At 70.5% G+C, this 18,906-nt stretch carries 19 protein-coding genes; 9 read left to right on the forward strand and 10 right to left on the reverse strand.

Annotation, left to right across the window (positions count from 1 at the left end; translation table 11 throughout):
* Positions 1 to 142 precede the first annotated feature (142 nt).
* A complete protein-coding gene (locus ACWZEH_RS23515; protein WP_456193092.1) occupies positions 143 to 673 on the forward strand; it encodes a hypothetical protein in 531 nt (176 codons plus the stop codon).
* A 16-nt stretch (positions 674 to 689) separates the two neighbouring features.
* Here ACWZEH_RS23515 and ACWZEH_RS23520 read toward each other — a convergent pair whose 3' ends face one another.
* Complete coding sequence (locus tag ACWZEH_RS23520; protein WP_456193093.1) at positions 690 to 1,301, reverse strand: TetR/AcrR family transcriptional regulator; 612 nt, start codon at positions 1,299 to 1,301, stop codon at positions 690 to 692.
* A 126-nt stretch (positions 1,302 to 1,427) separates the two neighbouring features.
* Between ACWZEH_RS23520 and ACWZEH_RS23525 the strand changes: the two genes are divergently transcribed.
* Positions 1,428 to 2,012, forward strand: coding sequence for a dihydrofolate reductase family protein (locus tag ACWZEH_RS23525; protein ID WP_456193094.1), 585 nt, complete (start codon positions 1,428 to 1,430; stop codon positions 2,010 to 2,012).
* A 277-nt stretch (positions 2,013 to 2,289) separates the two neighbouring features.
* Here the strand turns inward: ACWZEH_RS23525 and sodN are convergent, their stop codons facing one another.
* Complete coding sequence (gene sodN / locus ACWZEH_RS23530) at positions 2,290 to 2,685, reverse strand: superoxide dismutase, Ni (protein ID WP_164560667.1); 396 nt, start codon at positions 2,683 to 2,685, stop codon at positions 2,290 to 2,292.
* 145 nt (positions 2,686 to 2,830) lie between these two features.
* Here sodN and sodX point away from each other — a divergent pair, with 145 nt between their 5' ends.
* The gene (sodX, locus tag ACWZEH_RS23535; protein WP_456193095.1) at positions 2,831 to 3,265 is read left to right on the forward strand and encodes a nickel-type superoxide dismutase maturation protease; all 435 of its coding nucleotides are present in this window, start codon (positions 2,831 to 2,833) and stop codon (positions 3,263 to 3,265) included.
* Here the strand turns inward: sodX and ACWZEH_RS23540 are convergent.
* On the reverse strand, positions 3,169 to 3,798 hold the full coding sequence (locus ACWZEH_RS23540; RefSeq protein ID WP_456193096.1) for a CGNR zinc finger domain-containing protein: 630 nt from the start codon (positions 3,796 to 3,798) through the stop codon (positions 3,169 to 3,171). The genes sodX and ACWZEH_RS23540 overlap by 97 nt on opposite strands.
* Positions 3,799 to 3,897: 99 nt before the next feature.
* On the opposite strand from ACWZEH_RS23540, the gene ACWZEH_RS23545 reads away from it, so the two are divergent.
* Complete coding sequence (locus ACWZEH_RS23545) at positions 3,898 to 4,686, forward strand: class I SAM-dependent methyltransferase (protein WP_456193097.1); 789 nt, start codon at positions 3,898 to 3,900, stop codon at positions 4,684 to 4,686.
* An 84-nt stretch (positions 4,687 to 4,770) separates the two neighbouring features.
* Here ACWZEH_RS23545 and ACWZEH_RS23550 read toward each other — a convergent pair whose 3' ends face one another.
* The 3 genes from ACWZEH_RS23550 to ACWZEH_RS23560 are packed head-to-tail and all read right to left on the reverse strand — an operon-like array spanning position 4,771 to position 7,520.
* Positions 4,771 to 5,523 (reverse strand): amino acid ABC transporter ATP-binding protein, encoded by a 753-nt coding sequence (locus ACWZEH_RS23550; protein WP_456199791.1) that lies wholly within the window; start codon positions 5,521 to 5,523, stop codon positions 4,771 to 4,773.
* 56 nt (positions 5,524 to 5,579) lie between these two features.
* A complete protein-coding gene (locus tag ACWZEH_RS23555) occupies positions 5,580 to 6,518 on the reverse strand; it encodes an amino acid ABC transporter permease (protein ID WP_456193099.1) in 939 nt (312 codons plus the stop codon).
* 33 nt (positions 6,519 to 6,551) lie between these two features.
* Complete coding sequence (locus ACWZEH_RS23560) at positions 6,552 to 7,520, reverse strand: ABC transporter substrate-binding protein (protein ID WP_456193100.1); 969 nt, start codon at positions 7,518 to 7,520, stop codon at positions 6,552 to 6,554.
* Positions 7,521 to 8,104: 584 nt separating this feature from the next.
* Between ACWZEH_RS23560 and ACWZEH_RS23565 the strand changes: the two genes are divergently transcribed.
* The 4 genes from ACWZEH_RS23565 (at position 8,105) to ACWZEH_RS23580 (ending at position 11,357) form a co-directional block, all read left to right on the forward strand.
* A complete protein-coding gene (locus tag ACWZEH_RS23565; RefSeq protein WP_456193101.1) occupies positions 8,105 to 9,343 on the forward strand; it encodes an NAD(P)-dependent malic enzyme in 1,239 nt (412 codons plus the stop codon).
* A gap of 140 nt (positions 9,344 to 9,483) precedes the next feature.
* A complete protein-coding gene (locus ACWZEH_RS23570) occupies positions 9,484 to 10,449 on the forward strand; it encodes a zinc-binding dehydrogenase (protein ID WP_456193102.1) in 966 nt (321 codons plus the stop codon).
* A gap of 132 nt (positions 10,450 to 10,581) precedes the next feature.
* Positions 10,582 to 10,791, forward strand: coding sequence for a helix-turn-helix domain-containing protein (locus ACWZEH_RS23575; RefSeq protein WP_456193103.1), 210 nt, complete (start codon positions 10,582 to 10,584; stop codon positions 10,789 to 10,791).
* A complete protein-coding gene (locus tag ACWZEH_RS23580) occupies positions 10,791 to 11,357 on the forward strand; it encodes a Clp protease N-terminal domain-containing protein (protein ID WP_456193104.1) in 567 nt (188 codons plus the stop codon). Before ACWZEH_RS23575 ends, ACWZEH_RS23580 begins: the two co-directional genes overlap by 1 nt.
* Before the next feature lie 168 nt (positions 11,358 to 11,525).
* Here ACWZEH_RS23580 and ACWZEH_RS23585 read toward each other — a convergent pair whose 3' ends face one another.
* Positions 11,526 to 12,581, reverse strand: coding sequence for a PadR family transcriptional regulator (locus tag ACWZEH_RS23585; protein ID WP_456193105.1), 1,056 nt, complete (start codon positions 12,579 to 12,581; stop codon positions 11,526 to 11,528).
* Position 12,582: 1 nt separating this feature from the next.
* Entirely contained in the window at positions 12,583 to 13,533 is a 951-nt protein-coding gene (locus ACWZEH_RS23590) for a DUF4097 family beta strand repeat-containing protein (RefSeq protein ID WP_456193106.1), read from the reverse strand.
* A 212-nt stretch (positions 13,534 to 13,745) separates the two neighbouring features.
* Here ACWZEH_RS23590 and ACWZEH_RS23595 point away from each other — a divergent pair, with 212 nt between their 5' ends.
* Positions 13,746 to 14,660, forward strand: coding sequence for a hypothetical protein (locus ACWZEH_RS23595; RefSeq protein ID WP_456193107.1), 915 nt, complete (start codon positions 13,746 to 13,748; stop codon positions 14,658 to 14,660).
* 25 nt (positions 14,661 to 14,685) lie between these two features.
* Here ACWZEH_RS23595 and ACWZEH_RS23600 read toward each other — a convergent pair whose 3' ends face one another.
* Both ACWZEH_RS23600 and ACWZEH_RS23605 read right to left on the reverse strand, forming a co-directional pair.
* On the reverse strand, positions 14,686 to 14,871 hold the full coding sequence (locus ACWZEH_RS23600) for a DUF6104 family protein (protein WP_030190019.1): 186 nt from the start codon (positions 14,869 to 14,871) through the stop codon (positions 14,686 to 14,688).
* A gap of 108 nt (positions 14,872 to 14,979) precedes the next feature.
* Positions 14,980 to 18,801, reverse strand: a complete 3,822-nt coding sequence (locus ACWZEH_RS23605) for a multifunctional oxoglutarate decarboxylase/oxoglutarate dehydrogenase thiamine pyrophosphate-binding subunit/dihydrolipoyllysine-residue succinyltransferase subunit (RefSeq protein WP_456193108.1) — start codon at positions 18,799 to 18,801, stop codon at positions 14,980 to 14,982.
* Positions 18,802 to 18,906 lie beyond the last annotated feature (105 nt).

Here is an 18,906-nt window from a genome sequence, read left to right on the forward strand (position 1 = left end):
TCGGCGAGGACTGACAGGGGTGACATGAGCACAGCGGCGCGCGACAACGGGACGGCAGGCGGCCCGGGGCGGACGGCGGGGCGGGGGCAGAGGGATCACGGCGGTCGGGCATGCCGATCTGACCCCGGACACGCTCGCGCTGGTGGAGGCCGCGTCCCGGGAGCGGCTGGAGCAACTGGACCGGCTGGAGGGGCCCGCCGAGCGGGAGCGGTCGGCCGTGGTGCGCTGCGGTGCGGGAGCGCCGCTGGCTTTCGGCCGGGCGGCGAGTGCGTCGGGCCGCCGACTGGTCGTGGTCATCCCCACGTACGACGGCGTCCCCGTCATGCCGCCCCGGCGTGACAGGACGGCCGCCGGTGAACTGCTGAACCTCGCCGAGCAGGCGCGGCTCCTGCCGTACGACCCGAACCACCGGGACTCCTGCGTCGGCGCGGACGAGCGGATGATCGCAGCCGGCGGCCTGCTCCTGGCGGCCTGGGACGGAACCCCGTCCAACGGCAGGGACGCCACCGCCCACTTGGTGACGTACGCCCGCGCCCGGGGCATCCCCGTGCAGGTCGTGTGGCCCACGGGCGCCGAACGCGGGACCGGAGCGGCCCCGCCCGCCGTAGCAGCCGGGCCGCTCGTCAGGGAGCCCGCCGAGCCGCCCGCGCTCCGGTGCGGGACCCCGCGATGACGACGGCCGACGCCCGCTATTCCCGAGCCCGCTCCTCCGCCTCCTCCGGCACGATCGTCGCCACGATCCGGTCCACGAGCCCGTCCGGCACGTCCACCCCGGGCAGTACGCCGTCCAGGACGCCGGGCAGCGTCAGGTGCTCCAGAATCAGCCCGAGCATGGCCAGGTACAGCACCGCCACGGTCTCGTCGCCGCCCGGAAGCCCGGCGGCCCGCTGGAACTCCATGCCCTCCACGAGGCCGCCACGGACCGAGGCGGTGTAGGAGGCGAGCAGCCCGGGACGCCGGGTGGCCTCCAGCCGCATCTCCAGCAGGGCCAGCCAGCCCGTGCGGTCACCGGTCGCACGAGCCATCAGATCGTGCATGAACGCGGTGACGAGCGAGCGGTCCCGCGGCCGGGTCAGCAGCTCGGCGACGACCGCCGGGTCGGGTGCGAGCCGTATGTGCAGCCGGGAGTCGATCTGGCGCAACAGGTCGTCCCGTCCGCCGAAGTAGTTGGAGGCGGTGCCCACCGGCACCCCCGCCCGCGCGTCCACCGCGCGGAACGTCAGCCCTCGGGCCCCTTCGCGGGCGAGCACCTCGACCCCGGCGTCGACCAGGGCCGTGCGGCGTTCAGGGTTGGCGACCATGCGCAATCCCCTTCCTCACTTGTCTCGGTCTCCGGTCCGTGTCCGTAAATCCCTTGCAACCACTGTAAATGAAGTACTACAACTGAAGTGGTTCACGGACGAGGCAGCCCACGGAAAGAGACCGCGTTGCGAAAGCTCACCTATTTCATCGCCTGCTCCATCGACGGCTTCATCGGGGATCCGGAGGGCGACGGGTCGGCGATGACGCGCTTCGTCGACGAGGAGTTCTTCGCGTTCCTCAAGGCGGAGTACCCGGAGACCCTCCCCACCCACGGCCGTCGCCCGCTCGGCATCGACGACCTGCCGAACCGGCGGTTCGACACGATCGTCCAGGGCCGCGCAAGCTATGACATCGCCCTGAAGGAGGGCATCACCAGCCCGTACGCACACCTGCGCGAGTACGTCGCCTCGCGCACGCTGAAGGACTCGCCGGACCCGAACGTCGAGATCATCGCCGACGGTCTGGTGGGCCGGGTCCGGGAGCTGAAGGCCGAGGACGGCGAGCTCGGCATCTACCTGTGCGGGGGCTCCGTGCTCGCCGGTGAACTGCTCGACGAGATCGATGAACTGGTCATCAAGACGTACCCGATCGTGCAGGGCGCCGGCATGCCGATGTTCGGCGCGGGCTTCTCGGTGACGGAGTTCGCCCTCGAGTCGGTGCGTACGTTCAAGAACGGGGTGCTGGTGCGCACGTACGGCAGGGAGCGCTGAACCGGCGCCGGGCCGGTGCCGGGGCTTTCCCGGACGGGAGCGAAGCCGCCACGGCCGAGCCGTTGAGCACCGGGAACGCCGGCAGGGTTCGTACGCGCGTCATGACGACGCGGGCTGTTGACGCGTGGCCGCCGCGCGGGCGGCTTCGCCCCCGCCCGCCGTCGCCGAAGACGCCCGCACCCGGCCGTCAGGACGCCGGGCGGCGGTCTGACGGCCGGGTGCGGGCAGGAGGACCAGGCGACCAAGGAAATCGCAGGTCGAGCAGCATGACCGAAGATCAGGCCTTCTTGGTCTCCCAGAAGATCTTGTCGATCTGGGCGATGTAGTCCAGTGCCTTCTGGCCGGTGGCCGGGTCGGTCGAACCCTTGGCGGCCGACAGGGCCTTCAGGGTGTCGTTGACCAGCTGGTGCAGCTCCGGGTACTTCTCGAAGTGCGGGGGCTTGAAGTAGTCGCTCCACAGGACGGAGACGTGGTGCTTCGCCAGTTCGGCGCGCTGCTCCTTGATGACCGTGGCGCGGGCCTGGAAGTGGGCGTCGTCGTTGCCGGCCATCTTCTCCTGGACGGCCTTCACCGACTCCGCCTCGATGCGGGCCTGGGCCGGGTCGTACACGCCGCAGGGCAGGTCGCAGTGGGCGCTGACCTTGACCTTGGGGGCAAACAGGCGGGAAAGCATGGAGCAATCCTTCCTCGTGATCGTCTTCTCACAGGGGACATTACTCCGTGGAGGAGTGGTTTTCTCGAGTGCCCCCGGGGGCTTAGGACAAAAGTCCGGGGTCAGACTGGGACTGGCGGAGGAAGAACCGGGGAGGTGCCGGGTGATGCCGGAGCTGTCGCAGGACGCCGGGCGGGCGGGAGCGCCGCTGCCCTTCGGGGTGGCCGAGGTGACGGGGCCGTCCATGGTGCCCACGCTGCACCACGGGGACCGGCTCCTGGTGCATTACGGAGCCCCGGTCAGGCCGGGGTGCGTAGTCGTGCTGCGACACCCGTTCCAGCAGGATCTGCTCGTGGTCAAGCGGGCCGCCGAGCGGCGCGAGGGCGGCTGGTGGGTGCTGGGGGACAACCGGTACGCCGGCGGTGACAGCACCGACTACGGGGTGGTGCCCGACGAACTGCTGCTCGGCCGGGTCCGCCTGCGCTACCGGCCGCGCAAACCGGCTCAGCGCTCGCCGCTGGCCGTGCTGGGCTGGGCGCTGTCGGCGGCTCGGCCGGTGTTCTGCGTCCGCTCGGCCTCCAGGCGCTTGCGGGCGCGGTAGGCGGCCACGTTGGCGCGGGTGGCGCAGCGGTCCGAGCAGTAGCGCCGGGAGCGGTTGGTCGAGGTGTCGAGGTAGGCGTTGCGGCAGGGTGGTGCCTCGCACAGGCCGAGGCGGTCCACGCCGTACTCGGTGAGGTGGAAGGCCAGACCCATCGCGGCGATGGCGGCGTATCCGGCGGTCGGGTTGGACGGATGGTCCGCCAGGTGCATGTGCCACAGCGGGCGGCCGTCGTCGTCACGGTGGTCGTGCCCGGAGATCTGCGGGCTCACCGGGAACTCCAGCAGCAGTGAGTTCAGCAGGTCGACGCCCAGGGTCTCGTCGCCCGCGTCCGCCGCCTCGAAGACCGCGCGCAGCCGGGCCCGGACGGAACGGAAGCGGGTCACGTCCGCCTCGGTCGCGCGCCGCGCCGCGGACTGGTTGGCACCGAACAGGTCACGGACGGCGTCCACCGAGGTCAGGGTGTCCGTGCCCCGGGCCGGCTCCTCGGTGTTGACGAGACGCAGGGCGTAGTCCGAGTAATAGGCCAGTTCCACTTGTAGTCCTTACGCGGGAGGTCTATGGTCGTGCCTGCGGTCAAGTAACAGGTGATTGCACTTAAAGGGTATTACGTTTCGCAGATGCGGGAGGGCTGCATGACGGACACGAACGCCAGTGCGACGAAGGCCGGAGTCGCGGCGACAGCGGACTGGCAGGCCTGGCAGAAGAGCTGGGACCGTCAGCAGGAGTGGTACATGCCCGACCGCGAGGAGCGGTTCCGGATCATGCTCGACATGGTGGAGGCCGTCGTCGGTACCTCCCCGCGCGTCCTGGACCTCGCCTGCGGCACGGGGACCGTCACCGCCCGGCTGCTCGCCCGGTTCCCGGACGCCACCAGTACCGGCGTCGACCTGGACCCGGCGCTGCTCACCATCGCCGAGGGCACCTTCGCGGACGACGAGCGGGTCGCCTTCGTCACGGCCGACCTCAAGGACCCCGGCTGGTCCGCCCGGCTTCCCCATGACTCCTACGACGCCGTACTGACCGCGACCGCCCTCCACTGGCTGCACGGCGGCCCCCTCGCGGACCTCTACGGACAGGTCGCGGAGCTGGTCCGCGACGGCGGTCTCTTCATGAACGCGGACCACATGATCGACGAGACGACCCCCCGGATCAACGCGGCCGAGCGCGCCCAGCGCCACGCGCGCATGGATCAGGCCAAGCGCAGCGGTGCCCTCGACTGGGCCGAATGGTGGAAGGCCGCGGCCGAGGACCCCCTCCTGGCCGAGCCCACCGCCCGCCGCTTCGAGATCTACGGCGAGCACGCCGACGGCGACATGCCGTCCGCCGCGTGGCACGCGCGCGTGCTGCGCGAAAAGGGGTTCGCCGAGGCACGTCCGGTGTGGTGCTCGCCCTCGGACACCCTGCTGCTCGCGGTGAAGTGAGCCGGCCGTACGAGGCGCACGGCGGAGGGGCGGTACGGAGACCATCCGTACCGCCCCTTTGTCCTCGCGTGTTCCCGTGGGCCGTCAGAGCACCTTGGACAGGAACGACTTCGTCCGCTCGTGCTGCGGGTCGGTCAGCACGTCCCGCGGGCGGCCGGACTCGACCACCACACCGCCGTCCATGAAGACCAGGCTGTCGCCCACCTCGCGGGCGAAGCCCATCTCGTGGGTGACGACGACCATCGTCATGCCCGACTCGGCCAGATCGCGCATGACGTCGAGGACGTCACCGACCAGCTCCGGGTCGAGGGCCGAGGTCGGCTCGTCGAACAGCATCAGCTTCGGGTCCATGGCGAGCGCCCGCGCGATCGCCACCCGCTGCTGCTGGCCGCCGGAGAGCTGCGAGGGGTAGCCCTCGGCCTTGTCGGCCAGGCCCACGCGCTCCAGCAGCTGCCCCGCCCGCTCCCTGGCCTCCGCCTTGCTCACGCCCTTGACCTGCACCGGCGCCTCCATGACGTTCTCCAGCGCCGTCATGTGAGGGAACAGGTTGAAGCGCTGGAAGACCATGCCGATGTCCCGGCGCTTCAGCGCGACCTCGCTGTCCTTGAGCTCGTACAGCTTGTCGCCCTTCTGGCGGTAGCCGACCAGCTCGCCGTCGACGTACAGACGCCCGGCGTTGATCTTCTCGAGGTGGTTGATACACCTCAGGAAGGTGGACTTGCCGGAGCCGGAGGGGCCGATGAGGCAGAACACCTCACCCGTCCTGACCTCGAGGTCGATGCCCTTGAGGACCTCCACGAGACCGAAGGACTTGTGGACGCCCTCCGCCTTGACCATGGGGACGGAGGAGTTCTTCACCGGTGTGCCCGTCGTGCTCGCCTTCACCTGGTCGGTCATGCCGCGCCTCCCTTCGGGCGGCCGAGGGACAGCATGTTCGCCCTCACCTTCTGCCACGGTGTCGCCGGCAGCTGCCGGGTGGAACCGCGGGCGTAGTAACGCTCCAGGTAGTACTGGCCGACGCTGAAGACCGAGGTCAGCAGCAGGTACCAGGCCGCCGCCAGGAACAGCATCTCCGCGGGGGCACCGGAGGTCTGCCCGATGTCCTGGGCCACCCTGAACAACTCGGAGTACTGGACGATGGACACCAGCGAGGTCGTCTTCAGCATGTTGATGACCTCGTTGCCCGTGGGCGGCACGATGACGCGCATCGCCTGCGGGACGACGATGCGGCGCAGCGTCTTGGTGTGGCTCATGCCCAGCGCGTGCGACGCCTCCGTCTGGCCCTCGTCGACCGAGAGCAGGCCTGCCCGGCAGATCTCCGCCATGTACGCGGCCTCGTTGAGGCCGAGGCCGAGCAGCGCGGTCAGGAACGGGGTCATGAAGTCGGACCACTCGTCCCGGTAGACCGGCCCGAGGCTGATGTACTCGAAGACCAGGCCCAGGTTGAACCAGACCACCAGCTGCACCAGGACCGGGGTGCCGCGGAAGAACCAGATGTAGAACCACGCGATCGCCGAGGTCACCGGGTTCTTCGACAACCGCATGACGGCCAGTACGATGCCGCCGACGATGCCCATGGTCATGGCCAGGACGGTCATCAGGAGCGTCTTGCCCACACCGCTGAGGACGCGGTCGTCGAAGAAGTAGTCCGGGATCGCGTTCCAGTTGATCCTGCCCTGGGAGAAGGCGTAGACGACCGTGCCCAGCAGGGCGAGAGTGATCACGCCGGTGACGTACCGGCCGTAGTGGCGGACCGGGATGGCCTTGATGGCCTCCGGGCCGGCCGGCGGGGTGCCGGCCGGCCCCGTCGTCTTGTCGATGTCAACAGTCACGGGTGTTGCCTTTCAGTGCCGCGAGCCCCGCGGTCACTTGCCGCCGTTGATGACGGCTTCGTCGACGGCGCCTTCCGCGACGCCCCACTTGTCCATGATCTTCTGGTACTCGCCGTTCTCGATCACGGCCTCCAGCGCGGCCTTGAGGGCGTCCCGCAGTTCGGTGTTGGTCTTGGCGACCGCGATGCCGTACGGGGCGGCCTCGACCTGCTCGCCGACCAGCTCGAAGTCCTTGCCGCCGCCGGAGGTCTTCACCGCGTACGCGGCGACCGGGAAGTCGGACGAGCCGGCGTCGGCACCGCCGGCACGCAGACGGGTCTGGGCCTGCTGGTCGTTGTCGAAGGACTCGATGCTGATCTTCTGGCCCGCCGGGCACTTCTCGGCCTCGGCCTTGGCGAGGTCCTCGGAGACGGTGCCGCGCTGCAGCACGATCTTCTTGCCGCACAGGTCGGACCAGGTCTTGATGCCCTGGTCGTCACCCTTCTTGGTGTAGATCGACACACCGGCCGTGAAGTAGTCGACGAAGTCGACGCCCTCGCCGACCTTCTTGCCGGTCTCGGAGTCGATGCCTTCCTGGCGGTCCTTGGTGTCGGTCATCGCGGACATGGCGATGTCGTACCGCTTGGAGCGCAGACCCGTGATCAGGGTGTCGAAGGTGCCGTTCTCGAACTCGAACGTCACGCCGAGCTGCTTGCCCATGGCGTCGGCGAGGTCGGGGTCGATGCCGACCGTTTCGCCGGAGTCGTCCTTGAACTCGACCGGTGCGTACGCGATGTCCGAACCGACCTTGATGACGCCCTTGTCGCGGATCGCCTGCGGCAGCTCGTCGGCCAGCGGGGCGGCGCTGCCGGCCGCGGTGTCTTTGCTGCCCGAGTCGTTGCCGTTGTCCTTGGTCTGGTCACCGCAGCCGGTGACGAGCAGGGTGCCTGCGACCGCGATCGCGCCAACCGCTGCCAGTCGGGACTTGGCGGCGGGGGTACGACGGGTGATACGTGCGGTCATGGTGTTCCTCCGGCGGAAGGGTGGGGTGCCGATGGGGTCGGCCACGGCCGATGGGAATCGGCAGTGCCGCGAGTCGACGGAAGCACACGTCTTCGAGTGTCGCGACTCTGTGTGATTACCGCATCTTGCCATTCGGACTGCGCCGTTCAGTGGGCTCGCCATGTCAAAATCGGATAACAGGTGACGCTCGAACCGCACTGCTCCGCTCCACCATGGCCGGACAGTCTGCTGGTTTACGCCATCGCGGCCGGAAGATCTTCGGTCTTCGATGAGGTAAAGGGCGTTCGGCCGTCGGGTTTGTCGCGGCTCGAGCGCTTGCCGAGTCTTTGTCCAGGCCTTGTCCTGAAATTGGTCGATGGGTCCTGGCGCCCGCATGTGACCTTTGCGTTATGGACTCGTCGCCGGAGGCGTCGGTCCGGTAAGAAGGTGCTTTACACCCCTCATCCGGGGATCAAGGGCGCGTGTGCGGCGCGCCCGTCGTGTCCGAGCCCGACGCATCAACCCACCGGGCCCGGCACGGTCCCGCCCGCTCCTCACCCGGAGCGGCAACCCTCAAACCATGAACGATTAAGGGGTAAAACCAAGTGGCAGCGGAGATTGTCAATCCTCGCAGCGACAGCGAAAGCCGGACCGGTCATGAGGAGCAGGGCGGCGGGGCGGAGCCCCTCGAGTCCTTCGACCCGGCATTCGCGCTGCACCGCGGCGGCAAGATGGCTGTGCAGGCCACCGTGCCGCTCCGCGACAAGGACGACCTGTCCCTGGCGTACACACCCGGCGTCGCGAAGGTGTGCAGCGCGATCGCCGAACAGCCGGACCTCGTCCACGACTACACCTGGAAGTCCTCGGTCGTCGCCGTCGTCACGGACGGCACGGCCGTGCTGGGGCTCGGTGACATCGGCCCCGGGGCCTCCCTCCCCGTGATGGAGGGCAAGGCGATCCTCTTCAAGCAGTTCGGCGGCGTGGACGCGGTTCCGCTCGCCCTGGACTGCACCGACGTGGACGAGATCGTCGAGACCGTGGTCCGGCTCGCCCCGTCCTTCGGCGGCGTGAACCTGGAGGACATCTCGGCGCCCCGGTGCTTCGAGATCGAGCGGCGCCTCCAGGAACTGCTGGACATCCCGGTCTTCCACGACGACCAGCACGGCACCGCGGTCGTGTCGCTGGCGGCGCTGCGGAACGCGGCGCGGCTGAGCGGGCGGTCCCTGGGCGAGCTGCGGGCCGTGATCTCGGGCGCGGGCGCGGCCGGTGTCGCCATCGCGAAGATGCTCGTCGAGGCCGGCATCGGCGATGTCGCGGTGGCCGACCGCAAGGGTGTCGTCGCACGGGACCGCGAGGACCTCACGCCGGTCAAGCGGGAGGTGGCGCAGTTCACCAACAAGGCCGGCCTCTCCGGATCGCTGGAGGACGCGCTCGCCGGGGCCGACGTCTTCATCGGCGTCTCCGGCGGTACGGTGGCGGAGCAGGCGGTGGCGTCGATGGCCGAGGGCGCCTTCGTCTTCGCCATGGCCAACCCCGATCCCGAGGTGCATCCGGAGATCGCCCACAAGTACGCGGCCGTCGTGGCCACCGGGCGGTCGGACTTCCCGAACCAGATCAACAACGTGCTGGCGTTCCCGGGGATCTTCGCCGGGGCACTGCAGGTGCGGGCCTCGCGGATCACCGAGGGGATGAAGCTGGCGGCGGCCGAGGCGCTGGCGGCCGTGGTCGGAGACGATCTCGCCGCCGACTACGTCATCCCGTCCCCGTTCGACGAGCGGGTCGCGCCGGCGGTGACCGCGGCGGTCGCCGCGGCGGCCCGTGCGGAGGGCGTCGCCCGCCGCTGAGGCGCGCGAAGGTGTGCCGGCCCCGCCCACAGATGGGCGGGGCCGGCTCGCTTGTGCGGTCCGAAGCGCGGTGGCAAGAAGGCGTGTCTCACAGCGACGCCTTGTTCCGTCAGGGGGACGGGCGACCTATCGTCAAGGTCATGTTCGCTGTCTACGCCGCCCGAATCGACCGTGACCAGCCGCTTTCCGGTCTGGAGCTGGGGGAGCGCCCGGCCCCCGAGACCCGCCCCGGCTGGAGCACCGTGACCGTGAAGGCCGCCTCCCTCAATCACCATGACCTGTGGTCCCTGCGAGGCGTCGGCCTTTCGGAGGACCGGCTGCCGATGATCCTCGGCTGCGACGCCGCCGGGGTCGACGAGGACGGCAACGAGGTCGTCCTGCACTCCGTGATCGGACAGACCGGCCACGGGGTGGGCCCCAAAGAGCCCCGGTCGATCCTGACGGAGCGTTACCCCGGCACGTTCGCCGAGCAGGTCGCCGTGCCCACCTGGAACGTCCTGCCCAAGCCGAAGGAACTGTCCTTCGAGGAGGCGGCCTGCCTGCCCACGGCCTGGCTGACCGCGTACCGGATGCTGTTCACCAACGCCGGGGTGCGGCCCGGCGACTCCGTACTGGTGCAGGGCGCCGGCGGAGGCGTCGCCACCGCCGCGATCGTGCTCGGCAGGGCCGCGGGACTGCGGGTGTTCGCCACCAGCCGCGACGAGGCGAAGCGGAAGCGGGCCCTGGAGCTGGGCGCCGTGGAGGCGCTGGAGCCCGGGGCGCGGCTGCCGCAGCGGGTCGACGCGGTCGTCGAGACGGTGGGGGCCGCCACCTGGTCCCACTCGGTGAAGTCGCTGCGGCCCGGCGGCACGCTGGTGATCTCCGGCGCCACCAGCGGCGACCGGCCCTCGCACGCCGAGCTGACCCGGATCTTCTTCCTGGAGCTCAAGGTCGTCGGGTCGACGATGGGCGGCAAGGACGAACTGGAGGACCTGCTCGCCTTCTGCGCCGCCGCCGGTGTGCGTCCCGTCATCGACGAGGTGCTGCCCATGGACCGGGCCCGGGAGGGGTTCGAGCGCATGGAGACGGGCGGGCAGTTCGGAAAGATCGTGCTCACTGCTCCGTAGCCGCGCGGCGGTACGCCGACCAGGCCTGCCGCCTCTCGCGGTGGGTGTTCACGGCCGGTCCGGTCTCCGGGCCGGCCGTCGGCGTGTCAACTGGGGTTGACGTGCGCGAGCTTGTCAATGTACGTTGACGCCATGACCGAGGCAACCGATCTTGCCGAGCGGGCGGGTGACCGCGATCCACGGGTCGGCCTGCGGGCCGTCGCCGCGCTGCGCAGGCTGCTGGAGCAGTTGGAGGCCGTGCAGGTGCGCAACGCGCGCGATCGCGGCTGGTCGTGGCAGGAGATCGCCAACGAGCTCGCAGTGAGCAGGCAGGCCGTGCACAAGAAGTACGGGAGGCATTGATGTTCGAGCGGTTCACGAAGGACGCCCGCGCCGTGGTGAAGGGGGCGGCCGAGCAGGCCGAGAGGGCGGGAGCGCGGTATGTCGGCGCCGACCACCTGCTGCTGGCCCTGATCGACCGGGAGGGCAGCCGGGGTTCGTTCGCGCTGGCCGCTCTCGGGCTCGCCGGGCGACGGGACTCGGTGCGGGCCGCGGTGGGGGAGGCGCGCCGGAGGGCCGGGCTGACCCAGGCCGAGACCGACGCGCTGGCCGGGCTCGGCATCGACGTCACGGAGATCGTCGCCAGGGTGGAGAACGTGCACGGCCCGGGAGCCATGTCCCGTGACGGGAGGAGCACCGGCGGGTGGCGCTCGGGGCGCCGGCCCTTCACCCGGGAGGCCAAGGACACCCTGGTGGGCGCCCTGCGTGTCGCCACCGACCGCCGCCACCGCCACATCGGCGACGAACACCTCCTGCTGGCCCTGACCGTCCGCCCCGGCGTCCCGGCAGAGGTCCTCGCGGATCACGGCGTCACGTACCAGTCCCTGGTGAGGGTCCTGTACGGCGACGGGGAGGCCAGGGCGGGCTGAGTGACCGTGGGAGCCGGACGGCCGTCCGGGTGCCTGCACGGGCTCTGCCGAGGACGGGTGGCGGGCGGGCGGGCGTCGCAAAGCCGGCCGGGGGACGCCGGGGCCGAGGACCGCGTGATGCGGGCCGCGTGCGGTCGCGGGCCGGGTGGGACCGGGCCTGCCGGGGGCTCAGGGCTTCGGGGTGTGCAGGAGGGCCCCGATCCGGGCTGCGGCCGTGGACAGGTGGTGGCGGGCTTCGCGGAGCTGGTCCGGGGTGATGCCGTGGTCGCGGGTCGCGTCGCGGATGTCGTCCCGGAAGCGGTCCAGCAGGCGGTCCAGGTCGCGCGCGGGGTCACCGGCGGAGTCCGTGTCGCCCTCGTGCGCCCATGCCGGGGTGTAGTCGGCGGGGAAGTCCTCCGGTGTCCGGGAGTACGACGGTCCGGGCGCCGGGGCGCCGCTCTCCGTGCCGGTGCGGCCGAAGCCGAAGTCCTTGCCGAACTCGCCCACCTCCTTGGCCAGCTCACCCAGGCCCTCGCGCAGGCCCGTCGGCCAGTCGCCCCGTGAGAAGTGGTCCTGCACCTGTTCCTGGACCCGCCGGGCGATGCGCTGCACCTCCTCCTGGGCCTGGGCGGCGGCCCGGTCCTGGGCCTCCTTGGCCTGACGGCGGGCACGCTGCGCCTCGTCGCGGGCGCGGCGGCTCTCGTCCTTCGCGCGCCGGGCCTGTTCCTTCCATTCCTGCTTGGCGCGGCGCATCTCCTCCTTCGCGGCGCGCCAGGCCTCGTTGTCGCCGAGGCCCGTGAAGTCGCCACCGGGGGCGGAGCCGGCCCCGCCCGGTGCCTCCGCGTCACGGCCGCCCTCGCGGGCCTGGCCGGCGGCGGCACGCATCTCGCGGCGCAGGTCGCCCGCCGCACCGCGGACGTCGGCCCGGATCTCGGCGGCCAGCTCGGCGACCGACTCCCGGATCTCCAGCTCCAGGTCGATCAGCTCGCCGCTGCGGCCGGTCAGTTCGGCACGGCCGGCGTCCGTGATCGAGTACACCTTGCGGCCACCCTCGGTGGTGTGGGTGACCAGGCCCTCGGCCTCCAGTTTGGCCAGGCGCGGGTAGACCGTGCCCGCCGACGGCGCGTAGAGCCCCTGGAAGCGCTCCTCGAGCAGACGGATCACCTCGTAGCCGTGGCGCGGGGCCTCGTCCAGCAGCTTCAGCAGATAGAGGCGGAGACGGCCGTGGGCGAAGACGGGGGACATGTCAGAGCACCTTCTTGTCGGTCGGGCCGTCGGTCGGACCGTCGGTCGGGCCATCGGCAGGGCTGCCGGATGCGGCGTCGGAGGAGCCGGGGCCCGGAGCGGGTCCGGAACGGTCCCCCGAGCCGTCCCACGGCTCGCTCTCCTCCTCGTGGTGCGGGCGGCGCAGCAGGGCGATGGAGCCGGAGACGGTGGTGGCCCGCAGCTTGCCGGTGCCCGCGCCCAGCCGGCCGGTTATCTTGTGGGCGCCCCACTGGCCGTGCACCCGCAGGCCGTCGAAGGCGTTGGAGACGGCGCCGCTCGCCGTGTTGGCCTCGACCTCGGCATCCGCCGGATCGGGCAGCCGGATCGCGATCTCGCCGGAAACGCTGGTCAGCCGGATGTCGGTGGGACCGTCGGCAGCGAGGTCCACGATCATGGAGCCGCTGACCGACTCCGCCCGCACGGTGGGCCCGGAGCCGTCGACCACGGTGAGGTCGCCGGAGACGGAGTTGAACCGGAGGTCACCGGTGACGGACTGGGCCTCGACGTTCCCGGACACCGTGTCCGCGCGGACCGGGCCGGCGAGGGCGACCAGGGTCGCGTCGCCCGTGACGCCCTTCACCACGGACGGCCCCTTGACCCCGGAGACGACGGCGGCGGCGCCGACCACCCCCACCTCGACCCGCGTGTGCGCCGGAACGGCCAGGGAGACCACCGCGCTGCGGCGCCAGCCCCTGCGGTCCAGCCACTTGAGGAAGCCCTTCCAGGGAAGGTCCTCGTAGGCCACCGTCAGGACGCCGCCCCGCTGGGTCACCACCAGGGGCGGTCCCTCGATCTCGGAGACCTCCAGCCGGGCGGGACCTTCGTCCGTGCCCACCACGTTCACCGTTCCGTTGACGATGCGGACGTGGAGCTCGGTCACCGGGTCGTCGAAAGTGAGCTTCTCGGGCCCCGGGACGGACCTTTCGGACATGGTGGAACCTCCTGGGCCGGACTGCCGGACTGCCTGAATACCGGAGGGCGAAACAGCGCGACGAGGAGTGCGGTGCATGGGCGCACGCGCATCACCACGCGCCATATCGCGTCTCACGTAATTCACGATATATCGTGGACAGGGAAAGTCAAGGCACTCGTTCCGGTGAGCAGTCGGCACGCTAGAAGGGTGAATTGCCCTACGGTGTGACCATGTCGACGGAACAATCCCAGGTCGCGGGCCGGGCCCGTCCCGTATCGGGAGCCCTGCTGCTGTGCCGCGCGGCTGCCGGATCCGTGGTCCCCGCCGCCCGGCTGCTGAACGAACGCATGCTGCTCGCCCGAGCCGGCGAGGAATGGAGCGTGCTCGTCCCCGAGGGCGGGCCCTGGCGGTCCGGCACGGACCCGGTGGACCGGGTGGTCAACGGCTGGGCCATCGCGCTCACCGTCGGCGTCTCCCGGCCGGTGCTGGCCCTGTGGTGGGACGGAGGGCGGGCCGGGTTCACCCTCGCCACCGGCTTCCGCCGTCCGGTCGGCTACGAGTGGCTGGCCGACGGCACACCGGCCGGCATGGAGGAGGCCATGCGGACCTTCGCGGCCCGGCTCGGCCTCGACCCGGTCCTGGACATGCAGGCCCTGGACGAGCTGACCAAGCCCGATCCCGCCGCCGACGCCTCCGCGCGGCTGAGCGGCGTCCTCGCCCTCCTCACCCGCGCGGGCGTGTGCCTGCCCCCGGAACTCGTCCCCGGCGAGAACGCCGACGGACTGCTCGAAGCGGCCCGGCTCCAGCCGGACACCCGCCGGATCGAAGCCGACGAGAGCAGTGAGAAGGATGAGAGCAGTGAGAAGGACGAGAGCGGCGAGGAGAGCGCGACGGACCGGCCGGACGGCACCACAGGCGCCCGGCACCCCGCACCCCGGCCCTCCCGCACGGGCGGCCCGTCGTCCGCGCCCGTCGTGCCCGCCGCCGTGCCCGTGCCGGCCCTCGTCCAGATGGCCGCGGGCCTGCCGCTGGCCGTCTGGGGCCTACGGCACCGCAGCGGCGGCTGGATCGTAGCGGGGACGCTCCTGCTCGCCCACGGCGCCGTCACGCTGGCCGCCCATACCCTCACCCACCCACACGACTGAACCCGCGCGACCAGGGCCTGGCCTACTACTCCTCGTCCTCGTCCTCGTCGTCCAGCCGGGCCAGCCATGTCGCCAGGCGCTCCACCGGCACCTCGAAGTCGGGGTTGAGGTCGACGAACGTCCGCAGCTGCTCGGCGAGCCACTCGAAGGTGACCTCCTCCTCGCCGCGCCGCTTCTCCAGTTCCTCGATGCCACGGTCCGTGAAGTACATGAGGACAAGAATATGTGCGCCCACACGGGCCGGGCCGCACCCCCACAGTGGGGGTGCGGCCCGGTCACGTACGGCCTGCGACCCATGTCGGGGCCGCTCAGGGGTCCGTCAGGCGTCGAACACCTCACGCACCAGCTGCTCCTGCTCGGCCTGGTGCCGCTTCGCGGAACCGACCGCCGGGGACGAGCCGTGCGGGCGCGAGATGCGGCGCAGACGCTCGCCGTGCGGGACGTCGGCGCCGACCGCCAGGTCGAGGTGGTCGATCAGGTTGAGCGCGATGAACGGCCAGGCACCCTGGTTCGCCGGCTCCTCCTGGGTCCACAGGTACTTCTCGGCGTTCGGGTACTTCTTGATCTCCGCCTGGAGCTCGGCACCCGGCAGCGGGTACAGGCGCTCGATGCGCAGGATCGCCGTGTCCGTCACGCCGCGCTTCTTCCGCTCGGCCTCGAGGTCGTAGTAGACCTTGCCGGCGCAGAAGACGACCTTCTTGACCGCGGCCGGGTCGACCGAGTCGTCGCCGATGACCGGGCGGAACTGGCCCGTGGTGAACTCCTCCGCCTTCGAGGCCGCGGCCTTCAGACGCAGCATCGACTTCGGGGTGAAGACGACCAGCGGCTTGTGGTGCGGGTTGTGCACCTGCCACCGCAGGAGGTGGAAGTAGTTCGACGGGAGGGTCGGCATCGCGACCGTCATGTTGTTCTGCGCGCAGAGCTGCAGGAACCGCTCCGGACGGGCCGAGGAGTGGTCCGGCCCCTGGCCCTCGTAGCCGTGCGGCAGGAGCAGGGTCACACCGGAGGTCTGGCTCCACTTCTGCTCGGCCGACGAGATGAACTCGTCCACGACCGTCTGCGCGCCGTTGACGAAGTCGCCGAACTGCGCCTCCCACATCACCAGCGCGTCGGGCCGGGCCAGCGAGTAGCCGTACTCGAAGCCCATCACCGCGTACTCGGACAACAGGGAGTTGTAGACGTTGTACCGGGCCTGCTCCTCGGACAGGTACAGCAGCGGCGTGTGCTCCTCGCCGGTCTCCCGGTTGATGATCACCGCGTGCCGCTGGCCGAAGGTGCCGCGCTGCGAGTCCTGGCCGGACAGCCGGACCGGGACGCCCTCCAGGAGCAGCGAGCCGACCGCGAGGGTCTCGCCCATGCCCCAGTCGATGGTGCCGTCCTCGACCATCGATGCCCGGCGCTGCAGCTGCGGCAGCAGACGCGGGTGGACGGTGATGTGGTCGGGGATGTTGACCTGGGACTCGGCGATCCGCTTGACGACCTCGGAGGTGACCGCCGTGTTCACGGCCACCGGGAACTGGGCCTGCGGCTCCGAGGGCTCGACGGCCGTCGGCTGGGACGCCGCCTCGCGGACCTCGGTGAAGACCTTCTCCAGCTGGCCCTGGTAGTCCTGCAGCGCCTGCTCGGCCTCTTCCAGGGTGATGTCGCCGCGACCGATGAGGGACTCGGTGTACAGCTTGCGCACCGAGCGCTTCTTGTCGATCAGGTCGTACATCAAGGGCTGGGTGAAGGCCGGGTTGTCGGTCTCGTTGTGACCGCGGCGGCGGTAGCAGATGAGGTCGATCACCACGTCCTTGTTGAAGGCCTGGCGGAACTCGAAGGCCAGCCGCGCCACGCGGACGCACGCCTCCGGGTCGTCGCCGTTCACGTGGAAGATCGGGGCCTCGATCATGCGGGCCACGTCCGTCGCGTACATCGACGAGCGCGAGGACTCGGGCGCGGCGGTGAAGCCGACCTGGTTGTTGATGACGACGTGGACCGTGCCGCCGGTGCGGTAGCCGCGCAGCTGGGACATGTTCAGGGTCTCGGCCACCACGCCCTGGCCCGCGAAGGCCGCGTCGCCGTGGATCGCCACCGGCAGGACGGTGAAGTCCGTGCCGCCCTTGTTGATGATGTCCTGCTTGGCGCGCGCGACGCCCTCCAGGACCGGGTCCACCGCCTCCAGGTGGGAGGGGTTGGCGACCAGGGAGACCTTGATCTGCTCGCCGTCGAGACCGGTGAAGGTGCCCTCGGCGCCCAGGTGGTACTTCACGTCGCCGGAGCCGTGCATCGACTTCGGGTCGAGGTTGCCCTCGAACTCGCGGAAGATCTGCGCGTACGACTTGCCCACGACGTTGGCCAGCACGTTCAGCCGGCCGCGGTGGGCCATGCCGACGACGACCTCGTCGAGACGGGACTCGGCGGCCGAGTCCAGCACGGCGTCGAGCAGCGGGATGACGGACTCGCCGCCCTCCAGGGAGAAGCGCTTCTGACCGACGTACTTGGTCTGCAGGAAGGTCTCGAAGGCCTCCGCCGCGTTCAGCCGGCGCAGGATGCGCAGCTGCTCCTCGCGCTCCAGGTTGGAGTGCGAGCGCTCCACGCGGTCCTGGATCCACTTGCGCTGCTTCGGATCCTGGATGTGCATGAACTCGATGCCGGTGGTGCGGCAGTACGAGTCGCGGAGCACGCCGAGGATGTCGCGCAGCTTCATCAGGCTCTTGCCCGAGAAACCGCCGACCGCGAACTCGCGCTCCAGGTCCCACAGGGTGAGCCCGTGCTCGGTGATGTCCAGGTCGGGGTGCTTGCGCTGGCGGTACTCCAGCGGGTCGGTGTCGGCCATGACGTGGCCGCGGACCCGGTAGGAGTGGATCAGTTCGAAGACGCGGGCGGCCTTGGTGACGTCGTCGTCGTGGGACGCGTCGATGTCCTTGAGCCAGCGGACCGGCTCGTAGGGGATGCGCAGCGCCTCGAAGATGTCGTCGTAGAAGCCGTTCTCGCCCAGCAGCAGGTTCGCCACGGCGCGCAGGAACTCGCCGGAGGCGGCGCCCTGGATCACCCGGTGGTCGTAGGTCGACGTGAGCGTCATGACCTTCGAGATGCCGAGCTTGTTCAGGGTGTCCTGGCTGGTGCCCTGGAACTCCGCCGGGTAGTCCATGGAGCCGACGCCCAGGATCACCGACTGGTTCGGCATCAGGCGCGGCACCGAGTGGACGGTGCCGAGGCCGCCGGGGTTGGTCAGCGAGACGGTGACTCCGCTGAAGTCGTCCATCGTCAGCTTGTTGTCGCGGGCGCGACGGACGATGTCCTCGTAGGCCTGCCAGAACTCGAAGAAGTTCAGCGTCTCGGCCTTCTTGATGCCCGCGACGACCAGCTGGCGGTCGCCGTTCGGCTTGACCAGGTCGATGGCGAGGCCGAACTTGACGTGCTCCGGCTTCACCAGGGTGGGCTTGCCGTCCACCTTCGCGTAGTGCCAGTTCATCGACGGCATCGCCTTGATGGCCTGGACCATCGCGTAGCCGATGAGGTGCGTGAAGGAGATCTTCCCGCCGCGGGCACGCTTGAGGTGGTTGTTGATGACGATGCGGTTGTCGAACAGGAGCTTCACCGGGAGTGCGCGCACGGACGTGGCCGTGGGCACCTCCAGGGAGGCGTCCATGTTCTTCGCGACGGCCGCGGACGGGCCGCGCAGCGTCAGCTGCTCGGGGCCCTGCTTGGCCTCGTCGGCGGGCTTCGCCTGGGGGGCCTGGGACTTCTCGGCGGCAGGCTTCTCGGCGGCAGGCTTGGCGGGGGCCGGAGCGGCCTTCGCCGGAGCGGGCGCCGAGGCCTTCGCCGCCGGCTGGGCGGCCGGCGGCGCGGGGGCGGGCTGCGGGGCAGCCGGTGCGGGCGTGGCGGCGGGCTGGGCCGGAGTGACCGGCGCAGCCGTCGTCGTGCCTGCGGTCCCCGATGCCGCGTTGTTCACCGGAGCCGGGCCCTGAGGGGCGCCCGGCTTGTAGTCGGCGAAGAAGTCCCACCAGGCCCGGTCGACCGAGTTCGGGTCCTGGAGGTACTGCTGGTAGATCTCGTCGACGAGCCACTCGTTGGCACCGAAGGCCGCGGCGGGGTTCTTGCCCGCTTGGTCGGTGTCGGTCGAGATGCTCGAGTTACTGGGGGACTGTGGCGACACGGCGTCAACCGCCCTCTTCCGCTTCACAAGATGATGGACAGCGGAAATTAAGGCTACGCCTCCCCGACCGAGAAGGTCAGTCCGGGCCGTTCAACGTCGCGCAAG

It is taken from the genome of Streptomyces yamdrokensis, assembly GCF_053890455.1.

Excerpts from the sequence above, each read along its gene's own strand:
- ACWZEH_RS23575 (WP_456193103.1), top strand. The coding sequence starts at position 10,582 with ATGACCGAGGCAACCGATCTTGCCGAGCGGGCGGGTGACCGCGATCCA.
- sodX (WP_456193095.1), top strand. The coding sequence starts at position 2,831 with ATGCCGGAGCTGTCGCAGGACGCCGGGCGGGCGGGAGCGCCGCTGCCC.
- sodN (WP_164560667.1), bottom strand. The coding sequence starts at position 2,685 with ATGCTTTCCCGCCTGTTTGCCCCCAAGGTCAAGGTCAGCGCCCACTGC.
- ACWZEH_RS23585 (WP_456193105.1), bottom strand. The coding sequence starts at position 12,581 with ATGTCCCCCGTCTTCGCCCACGGCCGTCTCCGCCTCTATCTGCTGAAG.
- ACWZEH_RS23580 (WP_456193104.1), top strand. The coding sequence starts at position 10,791 with ATGTTCGAGCGGTTCACGAAGGACGCCCGCGCCGTGGTGAAGGGGGCG.
- ACWZEH_RS23590 (WP_456193106.1), bottom strand. The coding sequence starts at position 13,533 with ATGTCCGAAAGGTCCGTCCCGGGGCCCGAGAAGCTCACTTTCGACGAC.
- ACWZEH_RS23595 (WP_456193107.1), top strand. The coding sequence starts at position 13,746 with ATGTCGACGGAACAATCCCAGGTCGCGGGCCGGGCCCGTCCCGTATCG.
- ACWZEH_RS23570 (WP_456193102.1), top strand. The coding sequence starts at position 9,484 with ATGTTCGCTGTCTACGCCGCCCGAATCGACCGTGACCAGCCGCTTTCC.
- ACWZEH_RS23560 (WP_456193100.1), bottom strand. The coding sequence starts at position 7,520 with ATGACCGCACGTATCACCCGTCGTACCCCCGCCGCCAAGTCCCGACTG.
- ACWZEH_RS23520 (WP_456193093.1), bottom strand. The coding sequence starts at position 1,301 with ATGGTCGCCAACCCTGAACGCCGCACGGCCCTGGTCGACGCCGGGGTC.
- ACWZEH_RS23545 (WP_456193097.1), top strand. The coding sequence starts at position 3,898 with ATGACGGACACGAACGCCAGTGCGACGAAGGCCGGAGTCGCGGCGACA.
- ACWZEH_RS23600 (WP_030190019.1), bottom strand. The coding sequence starts at position 14,871 with ATGTACTTCACGGACCGTGGCATCGAGGAACTGGAGAAGCGGCGCGGC.
- ACWZEH_RS23550 (WP_456199791.1), bottom strand. The coding sequence starts at position 5,523 with ATGGTCAAGGCGGAGGGCGTCCACAAGTCCTTCGGTCTCGTGGAGGTC.